At 62.8% G+C, this 20,630-nt stretch carries 24 protein-coding genes; 14 read left to right on the top strand and 10 right to left on the bottom strand.

Annotation, left to right across the window (positions count from 1 at the left end):
• Nucleotide 1 precedes the first annotated feature (1 nt).
• Genes ssb through F3I16_RS15875 form a run of 9 tightly spaced genes read left to right on the top strand, consistent with a single transcriptional unit; the run spans nt 2 to nt 6,747 of the window.
• Nucleotides 2–463: a single-stranded DNA-binding protein gene (gene ssb, locus F3I16_RS15915; RefSeq protein ID WP_160494534.1), complete on the top strand. Its 462-nt coding sequence runs from the start codon at nt 2–4 to the stop codon at nt 461–463.
• A gap of 9 nt (nt 464–472) precedes the next feature.
• Nucleotides 473–802 carry a hypothetical protein gene (locus tag F3I16_RS15910; RefSeq protein ID WP_160494533.1) on the top strand — a complete coding sequence of 110 codons (330 nt, stop codon included), beginning with the start codon at nt 473–475 and terminating at the stop codon, nt 800–802.
• Nucleotides 803–814: 12 nt separating this feature from the next.
• Nucleotides 815–1,735 carry a recombination-associated protein RdgC gene (rdgC, locus tag F3I16_RS15905; RefSeq protein WP_160494532.1) on the top strand — a complete coding sequence of 307 codons (921 nt, stop codon included), beginning with the start codon at nt 815–817 and terminating at the stop codon, nt 1,733–1,735.
• A gap of 26 nt (nt 1,736–1,761) precedes the next feature.
• The gene (gene yejK, locus F3I16_RS15900) at nt 1,762–2,769 is read left to right on the top strand and encodes a nucleoid-associated protein YejK (RefSeq protein WP_160494531.1); all 1,008 of its coding nucleotides are present in this window, start codon (nt 1,762–1,764) and stop codon (nt 2,767–2,769) included.
• Nucleotide 2,770: 1 nt separating this feature from the next.
• Nucleotides 2,771–3,127, top strand: coding sequence for a hypothetical protein (locus tag F3I16_RS15895; RefSeq protein WP_160494530.1), 357 nt, complete (start codon nt 2,771–2,773; stop codon nt 3,125–3,127).
• A gap of 3 nt (nt 3,128–3,130) precedes the next feature.
• A complete protein-coding gene (locus tag F3I16_RS15890) occupies nt 3,131–3,343 on the top strand; it encodes a LexA family transcriptional regulator (protein ID WP_160494529.1) in 213 nt (70 codons plus the stop codon).
• 47 nt (nt 3,344–3,390) lie between these two features.
• Nucleotides 3,391–4,218 carry an N-6 DNA methylase gene (locus tag F3I16_RS15885; protein WP_160494528.1) on the top strand — a complete coding sequence of 276 codons (828 nt, stop codon included), beginning with the start codon at nt 3,391–3,393 and terminating at the stop codon, nt 4,216–4,218.
• Nucleotides 4,219–4,225: 7 nt separating this feature from the next.
• The gene (locus F3I16_RS15880; protein ID WP_178116679.1) at nt 4,226–5,068 is read left to right on the top strand and encodes a hypothetical protein; all 843 of its coding nucleotides are present in this window, start codon (nt 4,226–4,228) and stop codon (nt 5,066–5,068) included.
• Nucleotides 5,065–6,747 (top strand): DNA cytosine methyltransferase, encoded by a 1,683-nt coding sequence (locus F3I16_RS15875; protein WP_160494527.1) that lies wholly within the window; start codon nt 5,065–5,067, stop codon nt 6,745–6,747. Before F3I16_RS15880 ends, F3I16_RS15875 begins: the two co-directional genes overlap by 4 nt.
• 185 nt (nt 6,748–6,932) lie before the next feature.
• On the opposite strand, the gene F3I16_RS15870 is transcribed toward F3I16_RS15875, so the two are convergent.
• Nucleotides 6,933–7,433 (bottom strand): hypothetical protein, encoded by a 501-nt coding sequence (locus tag F3I16_RS15870; RefSeq protein ID WP_160494526.1) that lies wholly within the window; start codon nt 7,431–7,433, stop codon nt 6,933–6,935.
• A gap of 100 nt (nt 7,434–7,533) precedes the next feature.
• Here F3I16_RS15870 and F3I16_RS15865 point away from each other — a divergent pair, with 100 nt between their 5' ends.
• Entirely contained in the window at nt 7,534–8,322 is a 789-nt protein-coding gene (locus F3I16_RS15865) for a hypothetical protein (RefSeq protein WP_256670196.1), read from the top strand.
• A gap of 79 nt (nt 8,323–8,401) precedes the next feature.
• Here the strand turns inward: F3I16_RS15865 and F3I16_RS15860 are convergent, their stop codons facing one another.
• On the bottom strand, nt 8,402–9,166 hold the full coding sequence (locus tag F3I16_RS15860; RefSeq protein ID WP_160494525.1) for a hypothetical protein: 765 nt from the start codon (nt 9,164–9,166) through the stop codon (nt 8,402–8,404).
• A 67-nt stretch (nt 9,167–9,233) separates the two neighbouring features.
• Between F3I16_RS15860 and F3I16_RS15855 the strand changes: the two genes are divergently transcribed.
• From F3I16_RS15855 to F3I16_RS15840, 4 genes are all read left to right on the top strand, one after another.
• Nucleotides 9,234–9,506: a hypothetical protein gene (locus F3I16_RS15855; protein ID WP_160494524.1), complete on the top strand. Its 273-nt coding sequence runs from the start codon at nt 9,234–9,236 to the stop codon at nt 9,504–9,506.
• A gap of 4 nt (nt 9,507–9,510) precedes the next feature.
• Complete coding sequence (locus F3I16_RS15850; RefSeq protein ID WP_160494523.1) at nt 9,511–9,681, top strand: hypothetical protein; 171 nt, start codon at nt 9,511–9,513, stop codon at nt 9,679–9,681.
• Nucleotides 9,682–10,028: 347 nt separating this feature from the next.
• Entirely contained in the window at nt 10,029–11,210 is a 1,182-nt protein-coding gene (locus F3I16_RS15845; RefSeq protein ID WP_160494522.1) for a tyrosine-type recombinase/integrase, read from the top strand.
• A 34-nt stretch (nt 11,211–11,244) separates the two neighbouring features.
• Nucleotides 11,245–12,831, top strand: coding sequence for an ABC-F family ATPase (locus tag F3I16_RS15840; protein WP_160494521.1), 1,587 nt, complete (start codon nt 11,245–11,247; stop codon nt 12,829–12,831).
• A 149-nt stretch (nt 12,832–12,980) separates the two neighbouring features.
• On the opposite strand, the gene F3I16_RS15835 is transcribed toward F3I16_RS15840, so the two are convergent.
• From F3I16_RS15835 to F3I16_RS15800, 8 genes are all read right to left on the bottom strand, one after another.
• Nucleotides 12,981–13,697, bottom strand: a complete 717-nt coding sequence (locus F3I16_RS15835) for an ABC transporter ATP-binding protein (RefSeq protein ID WP_160494520.1) — start codon at nt 13,695–13,697, stop codon at nt 12,981–12,983.
• On the bottom strand, nt 13,694–14,569 hold the full coding sequence (locus F3I16_RS15830) for an ABC transporter ATP-binding protein (RefSeq protein WP_160494519.1): 876 nt from the start codon (nt 14,567–14,569) through the stop codon (nt 13,694–13,696). The genes F3I16_RS15835 and F3I16_RS15830 overlap by 4 nt, the downstream gene beginning before the upstream one ends.
• On the bottom strand, nt 14,566–15,846 hold the full coding sequence (gene livM / locus F3I16_RS15825; RefSeq protein ID WP_160494518.1) for a high-affinity branched-chain amino acid ABC transporter permease LivM: 1,281 nt from the start codon (nt 15,844–15,846) through the stop codon (nt 14,566–14,568). The genes F3I16_RS15830 and livM overlap by 4 nt, the downstream gene beginning before the upstream one ends.
• A gap of 2 nt (nt 15,847–15,848) precedes the next feature.
• Nucleotides 15,849–16,763, bottom strand: coding sequence for a branched-chain amino acid ABC transporter permease LivH (locus tag F3I16_RS15820; RefSeq protein WP_160494517.1), 915 nt, complete (start codon nt 16,761–16,763; stop codon nt 15,849–15,851).
• A gap of 102 nt (nt 16,764–16,865) precedes the next feature.
• The gene (locus tag F3I16_RS15815) at nt 16,866–17,987 is read right to left on the bottom strand and encodes a branched-chain amino acid ABC transporter substrate-binding protein (protein WP_160494516.1); all 1,122 of its coding nucleotides are present in this window, start codon (nt 17,985–17,987) and stop codon (nt 16,866–16,868) included.
• Between the two features lie 323 nt (nt 17,988–18,310).
• A complete protein-coding gene (locus tag F3I16_RS15810) occupies nt 18,311–18,817 on the bottom strand; it encodes a DUF1993 family protein (RefSeq protein ID WP_160494515.1) in 507 nt (168 codons plus the stop codon).
• Nucleotides 18,818–18,895: 78 nt separating this feature from the next.
• Nucleotides 18,896–19,600 (bottom strand): DUF1294 domain-containing protein, encoded by a 705-nt coding sequence (locus F3I16_RS15805; RefSeq protein ID WP_160494514.1) that lies wholly within the window; start codon nt 19,598–19,600, stop codon nt 18,896–18,898.
• Nucleotides 19,601–19,604: 4 nt separating this feature from the next.
• Complete coding sequence (locus tag F3I16_RS15800) at nt 19,605–20,438, bottom strand: undecaprenyl-diphosphate phosphatase (RefSeq protein ID WP_160494513.1); 834 nt, start codon at nt 20,436–20,438, stop codon at nt 19,605–19,607.
• Between the last annotated feature and the right edge of the window lie 192 nt (nt 20,439–20,630).

Raw genomic sequence — 20,630 nt, 5'->3', positions numbered from 1 at the left:
TATGGCTCGCGGAGTTAACCGTGTCGAACTGATCGGCAACCTGGGCCAGGACCCAGAAACCCGCTACCTGCCCAACGGTACGGCGGTAACCACCATTCGCCTGGCCACCACGGACTACTGGAAGGACAAGCAGACCGGCCAGCAGCAGGAGCGCACCGAATGGCACCGCGTGGTCTTCTTCGGGAAGCTCGCGGAGATCGCCGGCGAGTATCTGCGCCAGGGCAGTCAGTGCCGCATCGTCGGACGCCTGCAAACTCGCGACTACGAGAAAGATGGGGTGAAGCGCTATGTCACCGAAATCATCGTGGACGGCGCGAAAGGCGAACTGCTTCTGCTCACCACACCTGACGGCGCCCGGCCCGACCGGGCCAAGTCGAGCCCCGCGCCAGCACGCAACGCAGCCCGGCCGACCACTGGCCAACAGCCGCTTCCTGACGATGAATTCGACGACATCCCATTTTAGAGCCTGACCATGCCGCTGATCGCCCGTTACCTCGATAGCAAGCACGGCGGCGACAACCCCAGGCCGGTAATCGTTGGCCCTCGCACCATCTGCAACGCGCCTCAACGCTGGCGCATCTGGTTCGCCGTCATCACCAAGGACGGCACTGCCCATCCCTACGACCTGGTGCCCCGCGACGAGCGTGGGCGCCATGTCCGCATGAGCTACAGCCAGGTGAAAGCTGCAACCGTGACCGAACTGGATCGGGTGCTAAAGCAGCACGCCGGACACGTCGCCGACTACGAGTGGCAGATCTTCGCGCTGAGCAAGCGCGAGCTGTCCCGCCTCAACAAACCCTAGGAAATATTGCCCATGTGGTTCCGCAATCTGTTGGTCTACCGCCTTACCCAAGAAATTGCCCTGGACTGCCAGGCCCTAGCAGTGGCGCTGGCGAACAAGCTCGCCCGCGCCTGCGCCAGCCAGGAGCTGTCCACCTACGGCTTTACCGCCCCGTTCGGCAAAGGGCCGGACGCTCCCCTGGTGCACGAAAGCTCGGGCTGCTTGCTGATCTGCGCCCGCCGCGAGGAGCGCATGCTGCCTGGCAGCGTGGTGCGCGACGCGCTGAAAGAAAAGGTCGACGCGATCGAGGCCGACCAGCAGCGCAAGGTGTTCAAGAAGGAACGCGATCAACTGAAGGACGAGATCGTACTGGAGTTGCTACCCCGGGCGTTCACCCGCAGGAGCAGCACCTTTGCCGCGATCGACCTCGCGCGCGGCCTGATCTTCGTGGACGCCGCCAGCCCGAAGAAGGCCGAAGACCTGCTGTCCACCCTGCGCGAGGTAATCGGCTCGCTGCCGGTGCGCCCGCTCAGTGTGAAGATCGCGCCGACAGCCACCTTCACCGACTGGATGCGGACCGAGCAGGCCGCGCCCGACTTCTTCCTCCTGGACGAGTGCGAACTGCGCGACACCAGCGAAGACGGCGGCATGATCCGCGCCAAGCGCCAGGAGCTGGCCGCCGAAGAGATGAAATTGCACCTGTCCGCCGGCAAGTTGGTCACCGAGCTGTCGCTGGCCTGGCAGGACAAGCTGTCGTTCGTGCTGGACGACAAGCTGGTGATCAAGCGCCTGAAGTTCGAGAGCCTGCTGCAAGACCAGGCGTCGAAAGATGGCGGCGACGACACGCTCAGCCAGCTCGACGCCAGTTTCACCCTGATGATGCTGACCTTCCGCGACTTCACCCCGGCCCTGATCGAAGCGCTGGGCGGTGAAGAAATTCCCGCAGGCATCTGACCACCTTACCCATACAGGAGGCAGCCATGCCTATCCGCCGCAGCATCATCCATCAAATCCATAAAAAGCCCGATGGCACCCCTGCCATCCTGACCGTCGCCAATGCCTGCCTGGACGAGAGCAGTGCACGCGACAACCTGCTGGCCGACTTCAACGAGGCGTACAACGCCAAGCAGGGCAAGGCCTGGGGCCTGTTCCACGAAGAGTCTGGCGCCTATCCCTTCAGCGGATGGCTATCGAAATACCTGGCCGACAATACCGACGAGGCTTTCATCTGTTTCAGCCACGACGCCGTTGAACACCTGCAGAAGCTGATGGAGGAGTCGAACCTTTCGGTCGGTGGCCACCTGCTGATCGCCCACTACCAGCAGGGCATGACCGACTACCTGGTGCTGGCCCTGCTGCATGAGGCCGAGTCGGCGGCCATCACCACCGGCCTAGCCATGGCCACCTCGAAGCATATCGATCTGTCGCAGTTGCACCTGGCCAGCCGCATCAACCTGAGCGAATGGAAGAGCAACCCGAAGTCGAAGCAGTACGTCTCGTTCATCCGCGGCAAGAACGGCAAACGGGTATCGGACTACTTCCGCGACTTCATTGGCTGCCAGGAAGGCGTCGACGCGCCGAGTGAGACGCGCACCCTGCTCAAGGCCTTCAGCGATTTCGTCGAGAGCGAAGACCTACCAGAAGACCAGGCGCGGACCAAGACCGGTGCCCTGCTCGACTACGCCACCAGCCAGGCCAAGTTGGGCGAGCCGATCACCCTGGAGGAACTCTCCAGCCTGATCGACGAAGACCGACCGCGCGCCTTCTACGAGCACATCCGCAACCTGGACTACGGCATGGCGCCGGAATTTCCGGCGGACAAGCGCACCCTCAACCAGTTTCGCCGATTCACCGGCCGCGCCGAGGGCCTATCGATCAGCTTCGAGGCGCACCTGCTGGGCTCGAAGATCGAGTACGACGAGGCGCGGAGCACACTGCTGATCCGCGAGGTGCCAGCTCCGCTCAAGCAACAACTGAAGCGAGGCTGACATGCTCGAGCAGAACCTGGTCCGACACCTTGACCAACTGCGCGCCCAGCTCGCCAAGGCCAGCGAGGAGTACCTGGCTAAAGGCGGCGAAATCGAGCAGCTGACAATCACAGATCGCAAGCCGGAGCCGAAAGGAAACCTGCGCCAGCGCGCTACGTCTGCTACCCGCGTGCACCCTGGCAGCCGTCGCGAGCTGCAGGAGCGCGACCAGGAGCTGGCTAAGCGCGCCAAGGCGCTGGCCAACTCCGGCATATCCGGTGAGCGCCTCCGGAGGAAGCTGGGGCTGGGCCCTGTCGGCTTCGAGCAGTTCGTCGCGCGCCACGGCATCGCCCCGCGCCCGTTGAAATCGAAAGGATGAACGATGGCAAACACAGAGCCGACCACACCACAGGCCGAGACGCTCGGCCACATCCGTGACTTCATCAACACCAAGGGCTATTCGCCCACTATCGCGGAGCTGGCCAAGCTGGCCGGCATCCGCGGCTTCGCGATGCAGAACCGCATCGAAGGCCTGGAGCGGAAGAAGCTCATAACCCGGACCGCCCGTATCGCCCGCAGCATCCGCCCCGCGTAACACCCGCCGCCCACTGGCGGCCACCATTCCCCTGCCTGGATCACACCATGACCGCAGCAACCAAACGGCTGCCCGGTATTGATCCGGGTGCGCACCGCAAAAACCTGATCAAGCTGCTCGATCAGGCCAGCCGGCGCCGCCACCTCTGGGAGGTGTTCGGCGACTTTATCGAGATGGCCGCCTTGGCCATGGCCAACAGCGTGGACCTGGCCCAGCGCGAGCCACGCGAGGCCCGCTACATGGCGCTGATCAAGCGCTACGAGCCGGACGAGCAGCAGCTATTTCCCAAGATGCTCGGCGAGCTGGTCCTGGCGCTGGAGTACGGCCCCGACGACGTGCTGGGCAAGGTGTTCGGCGAGCTGGATCTGGGCAACAGCGCCCGGGGCCAGTTCTTCACTCCCTACGAACTCTGCAAGCTCATGGCCCGGCTGAACATCGGCGACGGATCCGAAGTGCGCGAGCGCATCGAGCAGCGCGGCTTCATCCGGATGAACGAGCCCGCGGCAGGCGCCGGCGCCCAGGTGATCGCCCTGGCCGAGGCCATGCAAGACCAGCAGATCAACTACCAGAAGCACCTGCACGTCGTGGCCCAGGACGTGGATTCCCGCGCCGTGCACATGGCCTACCTGCAGCTCTCCCTGCTGCACATCCCCGCCGTGGTGATCCTCGGCAACACCCTCGCCCTGGAAGAGCGCGAGCACTGGTACACCCCGGCCCATGTCATCGGTCTCTGGGGCCCCAAGCTGCGCCGCGGCTATGCCCTGGGCAGCGCCATGGACGAGCGCCCGGCCGACGCGCCGCCGGCGCCGGAACCACCCCCGATCTTCATTCCCCCGCTATCAGCCGCCCTGGGCGAGCAGATGGCCCTGTTCTGAGGTACGCATGACACCCCGCGCCCCCATCGTTGTCGCCTACGGCGCCGGCACAAACAGCACCGCCCTGCTGGTGGAAATGGTCAGGCTCGGCGAACCCGTCGACGCCATCCTCTTTGCTGACACTGGCGGCGAGCGCCCAGGAACCTATGCCTACGTTGCCATGTTTTCCGCGTGGCTGGTCGAGCAAGGCTATCCAGCCATCGTCACCGTCAAGAAAGGTGGCCGCCAAGAGACGCTGGAAGAGGACTGCCTGCGCAAGGCGATGCTCCCCAGCCTGTCCTACGGCTTCAAGGGCTGCTCTCACAAATACAAGATCGAGCCGCAGAACCAGTGGGTGAATAACTGGCCTCCGGCGAAGGCGGCCTGGGCGGACAGCCAGAAGGTGGTGAAGCTGATTGGCTACGACCTTGACGAGCCTCACCGCGCCGCTATCCCCGAGGATGACAAGTACAGCTATCGCTACCCATTACTGGAATGGGGCTGGGGGCGCGAGGAGTGTGTTGCCGCCATTACCACCGCCGGCTTGCCGCAACCGGGCAAATCGTCGTGCTTCTTCTGCCCGTCGATGACCAAGCCCGAGATCCTGCAGCTCCGCATGGAACATCCAGAGCTGCTGATCCGCGCCCTGAACATCGAAACCACGGCAAAGGACGCCGGCAACCTGAAGTCGATCAACGGCCTCGGCCGGAAGCTGAACTGGGGCGACTTCATCGAGCTTGTCGACGAAGCAGAAGCTAACGACCCCGCCGCCTTCTTCCTGCGCCAGCAGGACTTCCCCAATCCCCCACAGTGCGGCGGCTGCTACGACGGCCGCTCGCTGGATGCTGACGAACAGGAACCAGCTGCATGATCAAGGAAACCCTTTACCACTTTCACTTCTGCTGCGGCCTGGGCGGCGGCGCCAAAGGCTTCAATCGTTCTCGCCCTCGCGTTGGCAACGTCCAGGCCGAGTGGCAGTGCCTTGGCGGTATCGATGTCGTCCCGGGCGCCCTGCGCAACTTCGCCAAGCTGGCCGGCGTGCCTGGGTCCCAAATCGACCTGTTCACCCGCGACCAGTACATCCGCTTCCACGGCAAGGAGCCACCGGCGGACTGGCGCGAAGCAACACCCGAGGACGTGCGCCGCGCCGCTGGCGGCAAGCGCCCGGATTGCGTGTTCATCAGCAGCCCTTGCAAGGGCGCAAGCGGCCTGCTCTCCGAGGAGCGGGCGAAAACAGCCAAGTACCAGGCCCTGAATGAACTGACTCTGCGCTGTGTCTGGCTGATGGGCGAGGCCTGGGCCGATGATCCGGTACCGCTGATCGCCTTCGAGAACGTCCCGCGGCTGGCCACCCGTGGCCGGCACCTGCTGGACCAGATCGGCAGCTTGCTCAGCCACTACGGCTATGCCGTCGCCGAGACCACCCACGACTGCGGCGAGCTGGGCGGCCTGGCACAGTCGCGCAAGCGCTTCCTGCTGGTAGCCCGTCACGTCGAGCAAGTCCCGCCGTTCCTGTACGAGCCAGAGAAGAAGACCCTCCGCGCCGTCGGCGACATCCTCGGCCGCATGCCTCTGCCTGGCGACACCGATCTCGGCGGCCCAATGCACCGCGTGCCGTCCCTGCACTGGCAGACCTGGGTGCGCCTGGCCCTGGTGCGCAAAGGTAGCGACTGGCGCAGCCTCAACGAACTGGCGATCGAGGATGGCTATCTACGCGACCTGATCATCGTGCCGGAGTACCACAGTGGTTACCTGGGCGTGCATGGCTGGGAAGACACTACCGGGACCATCGCCGGACGCAGCGGCCCCACCAACGGCGCGTTTTCGGTTGCCGATCCGCGCTACCGCCAGGCCGCAAACTGGAATCATGGCCAGCAATTCGGCGTCATCCAGTGGGACGAATCAGCGCCGACCATCCCCGGGCAGACCATGCCAGGACAAGGCACCTTCAGCGTTGCTGACCCGCGGCCGAACTGGAATCGCCACAGCGGCAACTACCGGGTGGTCCCGTTCGACCGGCCGGCCGGCACCATCATCGCCGGAGGCAAGGGCGTCCAGGGTGGTCAGCAATCGGTAGCAGACCCGCGCATCCTGCATCGCGGCAAGGGAGACAACTACCTGACCGGCGGCCACTACGGCGTCATCCCTTTCGACCAGCACTCTGGCGCTATCGCCGCCAGCTCGCGCTACGACAGTGGACGATTCAGTGTCGCCGACCCTCGCATCCCGGCAGCCAATGAGCGCCTGACCTGCATCATCCGCAGCCTCGACGGCACCTGGCACCGCCCGTTCACGACACTGGAGAAGGCTGCACTGCAGAGCCTGGTGGAGCCGGAGGAGCAGCTGGTCCTCGACGGCATGAGCGACAAAGAGTGGAGCGAGCAGATCGGCAATGCTGTGCCGCCACACGCTGCCGAGGCCATCGCCGATGTCATGGGCACCACCCTGCTGCTGGCCCGGGCCGGCGAGACCTTCATGCTCAACAGCATGCCGATCTGGGTGCGCCCGGTGGCGGTGGCCCTGAGCGTGGCAGAGCAGGCGCAACAGTAAACCACCCTGCCCGGCCGTCATCCTTGCCCGATGCGCGGCCGGCGGGTTCTGTATAGGCTAGCCCTTTTTGGGCGGAGTAACCTTCGGCATCGGAAGGGTATTGCTTACTGGCGGTAGTTGACGGTCATTGTTTTGAACGCGAGTGCTGTCCTGTTGTGGACGCTGACTAGTAGGTTTGTCGCTCATTAATTTAGCTCCGGGAAAACATTAATAAAGTAAGTACGCATTTGCTGTTCAGCCTTATTCATTAGACGCTTGTTTTCTGGTAGCACCACCCCTCCGAAGTTAGCCCGCATAATTCTATTTTTTGCCTTGCGCACTGCAAACCGCTTCTCATGAATCTGGCGCTCAGTTAAATGCCCACCTGCAACGTCAAACCACACTTTCTCGGCGGCATCAGCTAACGCTGACAGCTCCAGCGCAGCTTTACTGATAGGCTTTATCCGGGACTTGAATGGCAAATACTTGTACACAACAGAGGCAACTTGTGAGACTGCTATCAGAAGCCCCCAAACAAATGACCACTGCTTCCATATCGCCCAACCACCGATGCTCGCTGATGACATTACAGCGAGGAAAATATTAATCCGGCGCTCCCAGCCCTCTGAGCTCAGTTGATAAAGCTCCAGATACAAAACATGAGCCTTCAACGTTTGAAGCTCAATCCAATATTGGTGCTGATACAACCCACTCTCCTTAATGGTTGCGACCTGCGCAATCAGTTCTACCGCCTCGCTTCACACTACCCCACAACCCACCTTTCACGCCACTGGCGAGGGAGAAGTCATGTCCACAGAAAACAAAACCCTGCAACAACTGCTGAACGAGCGAGTCGCTGCCTACGTTGTCAGCGATCGCCCGAAAGAACTGATCGACGCCGGCCTGGATGCCATGTTCAAGGAAGTGGTGACCGATGCCTTCCGCGGCTATGGCGACTTCACCAAGGAGTTCAAGGAGGCCTTCAAGGCGGCCTTGCCGGCCAACGTCGGCGACATGCTGGAGCTCGCCAAATACAACACCCTCGTAGCCGAAGCCCTGAAGGCTCGTTGGGCTGAGACGGCTGTCAGCGAAGTCATGCTGGCCAAGGCCAACGCAGCCATCACCGAGATTCTGGAGGATGCACCGCTGGAAGGTGAGGTCAGCCTCACCAAGCTACTCAACGCCTTCGTCGACGAGCACAAGGAATCTGCGGCCGAGGAGCACTGGGAGGCCCCCGAGATCCGTTTCGAGGAAGGCGATACCTCCCATGGTGAGTACCTGCACATCTACTTCGACAAGGAGCCGGAGGAGTCCCGCGAAACGCGCAGCTCGCATGGCCGGGGCCGCCGTGAAAACTATGCGCTGGCCAACGCACTTCACATCTGCATTGAAGAGAAGCGTGATAGCGGGCGCGCTCACATTGGCAAAGTCGAAGTGGGTCGGGTGTATTCTGCCAAGCTGGACGAAACCCCGATCAACAAAGAGCTGCGTTACCACTCTCCGTTTGAGCGCCTGGTCGCCGCCCTGTACTTCGGACAGGCCCGCCTGGTGATCGACTGCGACCAGGACGACTTCAGCTACGGAATCTACGGCTGACATTGTGCCACCCTGCCCGGCCGTCATCCTTGTCAGACGCGCGGCCAGCGGGTGAGCGCTGAATTCTCGCTAGATAGGATCAAGCCAGCTCGAAGAAAGTGGCCAGCAGCAAGCCCGCATACCCGGCCATGAAGATTGGTAACAGAATCTCGGCCAGCAAAACTCGCAAGTTCTGCGAGCGAAGTACCAAACCGAATCTCTTATCAAATCGCTCAAGAGATACATTTATCCTCTGGTTAGCAATTATTGACTCAGCTTTAGAAACGCTTGACCTAGCCTGTTCAAGAGCCCCCTTTAGTTGTGTTATTGCATTTGAAGCCATCGCCCCGTTAGAGCCTGGATTGTTATTCTTTACAATATCTTCAATGCGCTTATCAATTTCCTCCTTATGTTCCTCTACCTTCGCAATAAGATCTTTGTAATATGCGAACGATTTAATTTCTTGCAACCACCATGTGTACAAGGTGGACTGCTTAGGATCCGCTGGGTAGTCGATCCCTTCCTCTGCCCACTGAGCGCCAGTAACGAAGCCGAGCCTGGCGCCTGTGACTCGTAGCGACCATTCGCCCGCTAGCTCGAAGCAATACCAGAGGTAATGAATAAGGGAATAAATTAAAACCACAGCCAGACCGAGCATCATCTTATCTGGTGTCACTCCGTCAAGAGAAACTCCAAATATTGAAATCTTGCTAGAGGTTTTAAGCTCTCCAAGCACCAGAACAATAACCACCAAAGAAACCAGCATTAAGTTTCGCTTCACCTTTAATGCTGCATCCGAAATATCGAAGCCAATAGGTTCACCAAGAACTTTTTTAAGCGCTTCTATCTTCTGCTCCTCTGACATCCCTGACCTCTTCACTCTGACTTCCTCGCTTAGACGAAGCCCCAAATATATCTGCCGAGGTATCCCCATGCCCACTGAAACCCTCAAGGCCTACCAGGTAGGCGACAACGACATCGTGGCCGCCTACACCCCAGCCGGCGCCATCGTTGTGCTGTGCGAGTACTCCGGATACCAGCACGACGAGTTCGACGAGCGCGACGTAGAACTGGTCAGCGATGAGGTGCTCGACAATACCGAGGCCTTCGATCAGGACGAGGGCAAGGTCATCACCTTGGAGCAGACACTGCGCCAGGAACTGGCCGCTCTGACCGAGCCTGCCTACCTGCACGGGTGGGAATAGGCCCATGAAAAGACCCTTCACCGGCAAACGCTACTTCGCCTGGCTGGGCTGGATGGACGCCCAGGCCGGGCGCGCGCTCTTCTTCGCACGCCACCGCCGCCGGAGCTGGCCCATGTGGGCCAGAGCCGCTTACGTCTCGGCCTGGCTGAACTACCCGCAACGAGAAAACCTATGAACCGACCCACGATCTGCCGGACTACCGGCGACCGTATCGGGCGCTGCACCTGCCTACGGTGCACGCCGCCAACACCACCCACCCCACCTGCTGGGCCCTAGCCGGGCCTCGCAGTCCACCTTCCCCACCGCCAACATTCAATGCCGGCCGCTGGCCGGCTGAGGTAGCCCCATGTCTGCAGCAGAAATCGCGCAGCCCCTGGACAAGCTGTCCGAGAAACAAATGGCCGAGCGCCTCGGCACAACCGCCAGATCCCTGGAAGCTCGCCGCGCCCGCGGGCAGATCCCCGAGGGGGTATGGAAAAAAATCGGCAGCCGCATTTGGTATAGCGTCAGGAGATACGACGAATGGCAAGAAAGTCTGTGGGTCTCCCCAGAGGCGTTGAGTTACGGGGCGAAACCCTCCGCATCCGATTCAAATGGAACGGTAAGCGCTGCTCTGAATCCCTCCCGTACCCCGCCACGCAGGCGGGTATCGCAGCTGCATCCCGTCTACGCGATCAAGTAGCGCAGCTGCTCAAGCTCGGGGTCTTCGACGAACTGAAGTACTCCGAGCTTTTCCCCAACTCCCCCAACGCTATATCGAGCGTCTCCCGTGGATTCGGTCAGTACGCCCAGGTCTGGCTGGATAGCCGCTCCATCACCGAAGGCACCCGCGACAACTACAAGTCGGTGCTCAACGTGTGGTGGATGCCCTACCTGGCAACCACTCCCCTGCAGAACCTAACCACCGCGCTCATGCGTGAGCTGGTGGTGCAGATCCCCTGGACGTCCGACGGCGTGAAGGCCAATGCGATGTCGAAGCTGGGCACCATTCTGGCGTCAGCAGTCAGCGACAAGCTGATCACGCTGAACCCCATGGAGGAGCTGGATATACCCGAGCGCAAGGATGCCAAGATCGACCCCTTCACCCAGGAGGAAGCTGACCGGATCATCGCGAAGCTGTACGCCACCGATCACTGGCCAAGCCAGATATACGCCGCCTTCTTCGAATTTTCCTTCTACTCCGGCATGCGCCCGGGCGAAATAGCAGCTCTCCGATGGGAAGAGGTCAATTTCGATAAGCGGATGGCCCATGTCTGCCGCACGGTCGTGAAAAAGCAGATCGCCGAGCGCACCAAGACCAAGAAGAATCGGTACGTGCTGCTCAATGACCGCGCCCTTCATGCTTTACAGGTCGCCAAGGCGTATTCCGAGCGACGATCCAAGGGCAAAGGCAGGATTACCGATTTCCCCTACTGCTTCCCCCCGAGCAAGAACGCAGAGTACATCCAACAGACGAGTGACCTGCATCATCAGTGGCGACCGACCCTAAAGGCACTGGGTATTCGCTACCGACCCCCGTACAATGCGCGCCACACTTACGCAACCATGTGCTTGATGGCTGGCATGAAGCCCGCATTCATCGCCAAGCAGCTCGGCCATTCGATTCAGATCCTACTGACTCGGTACGCCCGTTGGCTGGATGGCGCGAGTGACTGGGCAGAGATGGAAAAACTAACTTTTGCCCCAAAAGTGCCCCAAGCGTAACCGCATACCTTTGAAACCCGCGAGATAGAGCCTCTTGATTTCCACAGCCAACATCACCATGCAGTTCGGCGCCAAGCCGCTGTTCGAGAACGTTTCCGTCAAGTTCGGCAACGGCAACCGCTACGGCCTGATCGGCGCCAACGGCTGCGGCAAGTCGACCTTCATGAAGATTCTCGGCGGCGATCTGGAACCCTCCGGCGGCCAGGTGATGCTGGAACCGAACGTGCGCCTGGGCAAGCTGCGCCAGGACCAGTTCGCCTACGAAGAATTCAACGTGATCGACACCGTGATCATGGGCCACGAGGAGCTGTGGAAGGTCAAGGCCGAGCGCGACCGCATCTACTCGCTGGCGGAAATGAGCGAAGAAGACGGCATGAAGGTGGGCGAGCTGGAAGGCGAGTTCGCCGAAATGGACGGCTACACCGCCGAATCCCGCGCCGGCGAACTGCTGCTGGGCCTGGGCATTCCGCTGGAGCAGCACTTCGGCCCGATGAGCGAAGTCGCTCCCGGCTGGAAGCTGCGCGTGCTGCTGGCCCAGGCGCTGTTCTCCGACCCGGACGTACTGCTGCTGGACGAGCCGACCAACCACCTGGACATCAATACCATCCGCTGGCTGGAAAACATCCTCACGGCGCGTAACAGCACCATGATCATCATTTCCCACGACCGCCACTTCCTCAACTCGGTCTGTACCCATATGGCCGACCTGGACTACGGCGAACTGCGCCTGTTCCCGGGCAACTACGACGAGTACATGACCGCCGCGACCCAGTCACGCGAGCAACTGCTGTCGGACAACGCCAAGAAGAAGGCGCAGATCGCCGAACTGCAGACCTTCGTCAGCCGCTTCTCGGCCAACGCCTCCAAGGCCAAGCAGGCCACCAGCCGCGCCAAGCAGATCGACAAGATCCAGCTGGCCGAGGTCAAGCCGTCCAGCCGCGTCAGCCCGTTCATCCGCTTCGAGCAGAACAAGAAGCTGCACCGCCAGGCCGTAACCATCGAGAAGCTGTCCAAGGCCTTCGACGACAAGGTGCTGTTCAAGAACTTCAGCTTCACCGTCGAAGCCGGCGAGCGCGTGGCCATCATCGGCCCCAACGGCATCGGCAAGACCACCCTGCTGCGCACTCTGGTCGGCGAACTGGCCCCGGATGCCGGCTCGGTGAAGTGGACCGAGAGTGCCGAGGTGGGCTACTACGCCCAGGACCATGCCCATGACTTCGAAGACGACGTCAGCCTGTTCGACTGGATGGGCCAGTGGACCCAGGGCGAGCAGACCATCCGCGGCACCCTCGGGCGCATGCTGTTCTCCAACGACGAGATCCAGAAGTCGGTGAAGGTAATTTCCGGTGGTGAACAGGGCCGCATGCTGTTCGGCAAGCTGATCCTGCAGAAGCCCAACGTGCTGGTGATGGACGAACCGACTAACCACCTGGACATGGAATCCATCGAGGCGCTCAACCTGGCGCTGGAAAACTACCCGGGCACGCTGATCTTCGTCAGCCACGACCGCGAGTTCGTCGGCTCCCTGGCCACCCGCATCATCGAGCTGAGCGACAACGGCGTGACCGACTTCAGCGGAACCTACGATGACTACCTGCGCAGCCAGGGCGTGATTGTGTAGGTTGGGTTGAGGCGCGCAGCGCCGAAGCCCAACAATCAGGGCCAGGCGCTGGCTACGTTGGACTTCGCTGCGCTCAAGCACAACCTACGCCGATCATGAAAAACCAAAAGGGCATCCCACGGGATGCCCTTTTTGTTTGTCGCGATGACTCAGTGCCCGCCCAGATAGGCGTTGCGCACCTCCTGGTTGCCCAGCAGTTCCTCGCCGGTGCCGCTCAGGCGGATTTCGCCGGTGACCATCACGTAGGCGCGATCCGACAGGCGCAGCGCGTGGTTGGCATTCTGCTCCACCAGGAAGATGGTCATGCCGGTGCTGGCCAGCTCGCGCAGGGTCTGGAAAATCTGCTTGACCACGATCGGCGCCAGGCCCAGCGACGGCTCGTCGAGCAGCAGCAGCTTGGGCCGGCTCATCAGCGCGCGGGCGATGGCGAGCATCTGCTGCTCGCCGCCGGACATGGTCATGGCGCGCTGGTTGCGCCGTTCCTTGAGCACCGGGAACAGCTCGAACATGCGCTGCATGTCTTCCTGGGCATGCTGCATGCCGATCGGGATGGTGCCCATCAGCAGGTTTTCTTCCACGCTCATGTCGGGGAACACCCGGCGCCCTTCCGGCGCCTGTGCCACGCCGTTGGAGGCGACGTAGTGCGAGGACTTGTGGGTGATGTCGGTGCCACGGAACAGGATCTGCCCGGCCGAGGCCCGCGGCTGGCCGAAGATCGACATCAGCAGGGTGGACTTGCCGGCGCCGTTGGAGCCGATCAGGCTCACCGTCTCGCCTTCGTCGATATGCAGGCTGACCTTCTTCAGCGCCTGGATCACCCCGTAATGGACGTCGACTTCCTTCAGTTCGAGGATCGGCTCGCTCATGCCAGCTCCTCCTCGTCCGCGCCTAGGTAGGCGGCGATCACTTTCGGGTCGTGGCGGATCTGCGCCGGTCCGCCCTCGGCGATCACCACGCCGTGGTCGAGCACGACGATGTGGTCGGAAATGCTCATCACCATGCCCATGTCGTGTTCGATCAGCAGTACGGTCATCTCGTGCTCGTCGCGCAGCTTGCGGATGATCCGGCTGAGCGCCTCGGTTTCCGCCGGGTTGAGGCCGGCGGCCGGTTCGTCCAGGCAGATCAGCTGCGGCCGAGTGCACATGGCCCGGGCGATCTCCAGGCGGCGCTGCTGGCCGTAGGACAGCTCGCCGGCCAGGCGGTTGGCGCAGTCCACCAGGTCCACCACCTCCAACCAGTAGAAGGCATGGTTGAGCGCGTTCTCTTCAGCCTGGCGATAGGCGCGGGTGTTGAACACGCCGGCCAGCAGGCTGCGGTTGACCCACATGTGCTGGGCCACCAGCAGGTTCTCCACCACCGACATTTCCTTGAACAGGCGGATGTTCTGGAAGGTGCGCGCCAGACCGGCGCGGTTGACCAGGTGGGTGCCGCCGAACATCTTGTACCAGAGGCGGCTGGCCAACTTGGCCGGGGCCACGAAGTCGCTGGGCTGGAACGGCTCGCCGAGCACCTGGATCACGTCGGTGACGGTGCCGCGAGCATGCAGGCGGATGCTGCCGCCGGTGGCCTGGTAGAAGCCGGTCAGGCAGTTGAACACCGTGGTCTTGCCGGCGCCGTTGGGGCCGATCAGCGCCGAGATGGAGTGGCGCCTGACCTGCAGGCTGACGTCGTTTAGCGCCTTGATGCCGCCGAAGTGCATCATCAGGTGGTCGACCCTGAGGATCATCTCGTCGCTCATGGCGCCACCCCCTTGCGCGGCGTGACACCAGTACGGCTTATGCGGATCAGCCCGCGCGGGCGCCAGATCATCATCAGCACCATGAGCATGCCGAACAGCAGCACCCGGTAGTCGGCGAAGCTGCGCAGCAGCTCCGGCGCCACGGTCAACACGAAGGCGGCGATCACCACCCCCACCGTCGAACCCATGCCGCCGAGCACGACGATGGCGAGGATCAGCGCCGACTCGAAGAAGGTGAAGGACGACGGATTGACGAAGCCCTGATAGCTGGCGAAGAACACCCCGGCCAGGCCGGCGGTCGATGCGCCGATCATGAACGCCGAGAGCTTCACCAGCACGTGGTTGAGGCCCATGGCGCGGCAGGCGATCTCGTCCTCGCGCAGCGCTTCCCAGGCGCGGCCGACCGGCATGCGGGTGAGGCGGTGTTTGATGTAGAGCACCAGCATCACCACCAAGAACAGCACCGCGTAGATGAACAGGAACTTCAGGTTGGGGTTGTAGGCCACGCCGAAGAACTCGTGGAACGGCACCCCGCCATCCTTGGCGCGGCGACCGAACTCCAGGCCGAACAAGGTCGGCGCCGGCACCGACATGCCGTTCGGCCCGCCGGTGAAGCTCAGCCAGTTGTTGAGCACCAGGCGGATGATCTCGCCGAAGCCGAGGGTGACGATGGCCAGGTAATCGCCGTGCATGCGCAGCACCGGGAAGCCCAGCAGCGCCCCGGCCAGCGCGGCCAGCAGCGCCGCCAGCGGCAGCACCGTCCAGAAGCCCAGGCCGAGGTACTGGTAGCCCAGCGCCAGGCCGTAGGCGCCGATGGCGTAGAACGCCACGTAGCCGAGGTCGAGCAGCCCGGCCAGGCCGACCACGATGTTCAGGCCCAGGCCCAGCAGCACGTAGATCAGGCCGAGGATGACCACGGTGAGCAGGTACTTGCTGGCGAAGAACGGGAAGATCAGCGCCACCACCAGCAGCAGCGGGATGATCCAGCGCAGCCGAGACTGGTAGTCCGGCGGCCGCACGTGCACGCCCGAGGCGTTGCTCTCGAAGCGCGCCAGCAGCGCCACCCCGCGACTGCTCTGCAGGTACAGGCTGAGCAGCAGGCGGCCGAGCATGACCACGCCGATCACCGCGCCGAGGCGCTGGGGTTGCAGGTTGAAGCTGTAGCCGTCGAGCACCACCCCGACTATGGGGCCGAACACGATCAGGGCGATCAGCCCGGCCAGCACGGCATCCAGCAGGCTCTTGCGGAAATCCAGGCCTTGTTTGACTGCAGCCATGCTCACACCTTCGCCACCTGGGGGCGCCCCAGGAGTCCTTGCGGTCGGAAAATCAGGATCAGCACCAGCAGCGCGAAGCTGAACACGTCCTTGTAGTCGGTGTTGACCATGCCGGAGAACTGCGCCTCGGCCACGCCGAGAATCAGCCCGCCGAGCATTGCCCCCGGCAGCGAGCCGATGCCGCCGAGCACCGCCGCGGTGAACGCCTTGATACCGATGACGAAGCCGGCATAGAAGTCGAAGGTGCCGTAGTTCATGGTGATCAGCACGCCGGCCAGCGCGGCCATGGCCGCACCGATGACGAACACGTAGGAGATCACCCGGTCGGTGTTGATGCCGAGGATCGAGGCCATCTTGCGATCCTGCTGGGTGGCGCGGCACATGCGGCCGAGCCTGGTGTGCTGGATCACATAGGTGAGCACGCCCATGCCGACGAAGGCGGCGATCAGGATGAACACCTTGGTGTAGGTGAGCTGGACGAAGCCCTCACCGATAGGGAAGCGGAACGCCCCGTCGAGCAAGGTCGGAACCCCCTGCTGGCGCGCGCCCTGGCTGATCTGCACGTAGTTCTGCAGGATCAGCGACATGCCGATGGCGCTGATCAGCGGCGCCAGGCGCGTGGAGTTGCGCAGCGGCTTGTAGGCGATGCGTTCGATCACCCAGCCGTACATGCCGGTGACGAAGATGGTGAACAGCAGCGTGCCGAGGATCAGCAGCGGAAAGGATTCCAGGCCGAAGAAGGCCAGCAGGGCCAGGGTGATGGCCGACAGGTAGGCGGAGATCATGTACACCTCGCCGTGGGCGAAGTTGATCATGCCGATGATGCCGTAGACCATGGTGTAGCCGATGGCGATCAGGCCATAGACCGCGCCGAGGGTCAGGCCGTTGATCATTTGCTGCAGGAAGATGCCGTCCATGAATAAGTCTCATAGGCGTGGACAAGGACGACCGCCACGCGAGGCCGCGGTCGGGCAGGCACAGCGCCCGGCCCGTCAGGCGGGCCGGGGCGTGCGAGTCGATCACTGCTGGTGGTACTTGCCCTTGTCGTCCCACTCGTACATCACGTAGTCGGATACCTGCAGGTCGCCCTTGCCATCCCAGGACTTCTTGCCCATCACGGTATCCACAGGGTTGGCCTTCAGCCACTCGCTGGCCTTGCCGCCTTCGGTGCCGCCGGCGCCCTTGAAGGCCGCCGCCAGGGCCTGAACCGAGGCATAGGCATACAGGGTGTAACCCTCGGGCTCGAAGCCATTGGCGCGGAACTTCTCGATCACCGCCTTGCCTTCCGGCAGCTGGCGCGGGTCGGCGCCGAAGGTCATCAGCACGCCCTTGGTGTACTGCGGGCCGCCGGCGGTGGTGACCATTTCGTCGGTCACCACGCAGTCGCCAGACACGAAGGCGGCGGTGACGCCCTGCTCACGCATCTGCCGCACCAGCGGGCCGGCCTCCGGGTGGCAACCGCCGAAGTAGACCACCTCGGCACCCGCCGAGCGGATCTTGGTGACCAGGGCATTGAAGTCCTTCTCGCCGCGGGTCAGGCCCTCGTACAGCACCGGCTCGATGCCGCGCTTGGCCAAGTGCGCCTTGGTCGCGTCGGCCAGGCCCTGGCCGTAGGTGTCCTTGTCGTGGATCACCGCGATCTTCTTGGCCTTGAGCTTGTCCACCAGGTAGTCGGCGGCCACTACGCCCTGCTGGTCGTCGCGGCCGCACATGCGGAACATGCCGGGCAGGCCGCGCTCGGTCACCTGCGGGTTGGTCGAGGCCGGGGTGATGGCGATGACGCCCGCCTCGTCGTACACCTCGGAGGCCGGCATGGTCGAGGAGGAACAGAAGTGGCCGATCACGCCGGCCGCCTTGTCCGAATCCACCAGACGGTTGGCCACCGCCACGGCCTGCTTCGGCTCGCAGGCGTCGTCGGCCTTGACCAGCTTGATCATCTCGCCGTTCACCCCGCCGGCGGCGTTGATGTCCTCGGCGGCCTGGCTGGCGCCCCGCCAGTACTGCTCGCCGAACGAGGCGTTGGGGCCGGTGTGCGGACCCGCCACGCCGATGACCACATCGGCCAGGGTGAAGGAAGAAGCGCCCATCGCGGTGCTGACAGCGAGAGCCAGAAAGCCTTTTCTGAAAATCTTCTGCGACATGGTAACTCCTGAGGTTTTAGGTAGTGGCAACCTGCGACAGCAAGGCTTGTGCCAGCGCCGCCCTCAAAAATCCAAGCAGAAAATTCGGAGAAACGTTAATAAACAAGCAGGGTTTTATGAAAAAAATTTCGCAGCACTTTCAGGGCTTGCGCTTTCGGGGAAAGCGCAGCCGCCATTTCGCCGGGGCCGCGCTTTACTTTCGGTAACGATGCCGGGCGCCGCGCTTGGCCGCCCAAATTCAGTGCGGCGAATCCACCCAGCCGCACCAGCAACCAACAGTCGCCGAAGCGGATCGGCAGGCGGGCCGGCCTGTCGCCAGGCCGTCAGGTACGCCCGAGGAAATCCATCTTGCCGATCTCCAAGCCATTGTGGCGCAGGATGGCGTAGGCGGTGGTGAGGTGGAAATAGAAGTTCGGCAGGACGAAATGCAGCAGGTAGTCCTGGCCGCTGAACTTCAGCTCGGCACCGGGAAAGCGGATCACCACCTCGCGCTCCTCGCTGCCGTCGATCTGTGCGGGACTGAAGCCCTGGATAAAGTCCAGGGTCTTCTGGATCCGCGCCTGCAGCTCGGCAAAGCTGCTCTCGCTATCGGCGAAGCTGGGAATCTCCGCCCCGGCCAGGCGCGCCGCGCAGCCCTTGGCCGCATCGCTGGCGATCTGCACCTGGCGGGTCAGCGGGTGCATGTCCGGTGCCAGGCGGGCATTGAGCAGCACCGCCGGGTCGATCTTCTTCGCGTCGGCATACACGGCCGCCTTGTCGAGGATGGCTGCAAGATTGCCGAACATGCGCACGAAGACCGGGATGGAAGCCTGATACATGGAAAGAGACATCGAGGGAGCTCCTGAGCCAAGGGTTGGGTCTGCCCTGCCAGGTTAGCTGTGGATTCGCCTCTCGTGCCAGTCGCCTGGCTAGCGCAGCAGCGGCAGCCAGGCCTGCAGGTGGCCAGCCAGGAAACGCCCGTCCAGCAACAGCTGGTCGAACCAGAACGCCTGGTGCAGCAGCACGATCGCCCAGAACACCAGCTGGAACGAGAGCTTGCGCGTCTTGTGGCGCAACAGCTGCTGCGCCAGCAGGGCGCCCGGCCAGCCGCCGAGCAGTTCGGTGACGTGCAGGTAGTTCTCCGGGGTGCGCCAGCGCCCCGCTTGCGCACTGCGCTTGTCGTGCCAGTACTGGGCGAAGCTGATCAGGCTGAGCAGCGGATAGGCACCCAGCGCCCAGAGGGCGCCGGAGCCGAGGAACAGCTGCAGGGCGCCGATGGCCGGCAGGCCGCACAGGGCCACGAACAGCAGCAGCTTGAGCGGCCGCTGGCGGATGGCTGGCTGGTGCTTGCGCGCCGCAGGACGCGGGCTGGCAGCCGGCTGGCGCGGCTTGCGGCGAATGGCCGGGCGATCCAGGCTGAGCCCCTCGAAGCGCATGTGCTCGGCGCGCAAGCGCCCCTGGGAGTCCTTGCCCGGCACGAACAGCACCGTCTCGCCCGGCTGCGGGCGGCGCTCGCCACGCAGCGCCGAGATATGCACGAACCACTGTTCGCCGCCCTGCTCCGCCTGGATGAAGCCGAAGCCCTTGGCATCGTTCCAGCTTTTCAGGGTGCCGCGTCGCTCCGTCGCCAGCATGCCGTCAGTGGGCCTGTACCGTGGACCAGTCGATCAGGCCGAACAGCCAGGTGGCCAGGATCAGCAGGCCGAAGCCGATGCGGTACCAGGCGAACACCGCATAGCTGTGGTTGGCGATGAACTTGAGCAGCGCGCGCACGGCGATCATGGCGAAGACGAACGACACCACGAAGCCCAGGGCGAACACCGGCAGGTCGCCGGGCTGGAACAGCTCGCGGTACTTGTAGCCGGAATAGACCGCCGCGCCGACCATGGTCGGCATGGCCAGGAAGAAGGAAAACTCGGTGGCGGCGCGGCGCGACAGGCCGAACAGCAGGCCGCCGATGATCGTCGAGGCAGAGCGCGAAGTGCCGGGAATCATCGCCAGGCACTGGGCGCAGCCGATCTTCAGGGCTTCCTTCCAGGTCATGTCGTCGACTTCCTCGACTGTCACCTCATGCTGGCGCTGCTCGGCCCAGAGAATGATCACCCCGCCGACCACCAGGGCCGCCGCCACTGTGATCGGGTTGAACAGGTAGTGGTGGATCTGGTCGGAAAAGGCCACGCCAAGCACCACCGCCGGCATGAAGGCGATCAGCAGGTTGGCGGTGAAGCGCTGCGCCTGCGCCTGCTTGGGCACATTGAACACCACCTCGAGGATCTTGCGGCGGTACTCCCAGACCACTGCGAGGATGGCGCCGAGCTGGATGATGATGTTGAAGGCCTTGGCCCGGTCGCCGCCGAAGCCGATCAGATCGGCGACGATGATCTGGTGGCCGGTGCTGGAAATCGGCAGGAACTCGGTCAAACCTTCGACGATACCCAGAATCAGTGCCTGAAAGGCGACCCACAAATCCATGAAATCCTCGCAATACCCGCCGGCATGGCAGGCGAGACAAATTAATGTTGCCGAATATTCGGCCGAAAAAAAGGCAGCGCATCCTATCAGAGGCGCCCCGACTGTGCCGCCCTTGCCAACAGCTAATTGAACAGCTTCTAGACTCAGTGTCTGCTGAGCCCCGAAGCCTGCCCTAAGAAGAAGTGGAGTCAC

This window comes from Pseudomonas sp. L-22-4S-12 (genome assembly GCF_009799935.1).
Taxonomy (GTDB): Bacteria; Pseudomonadota; Gammaproteobacteria; order Pseudomonadales; family Pseudomonadaceae; genus Aquipseudomonas.
Note: the sequence above shows the minus strand (reverse complement) of the source record. Positions and strands in the feature narration are given on the sequence as shown.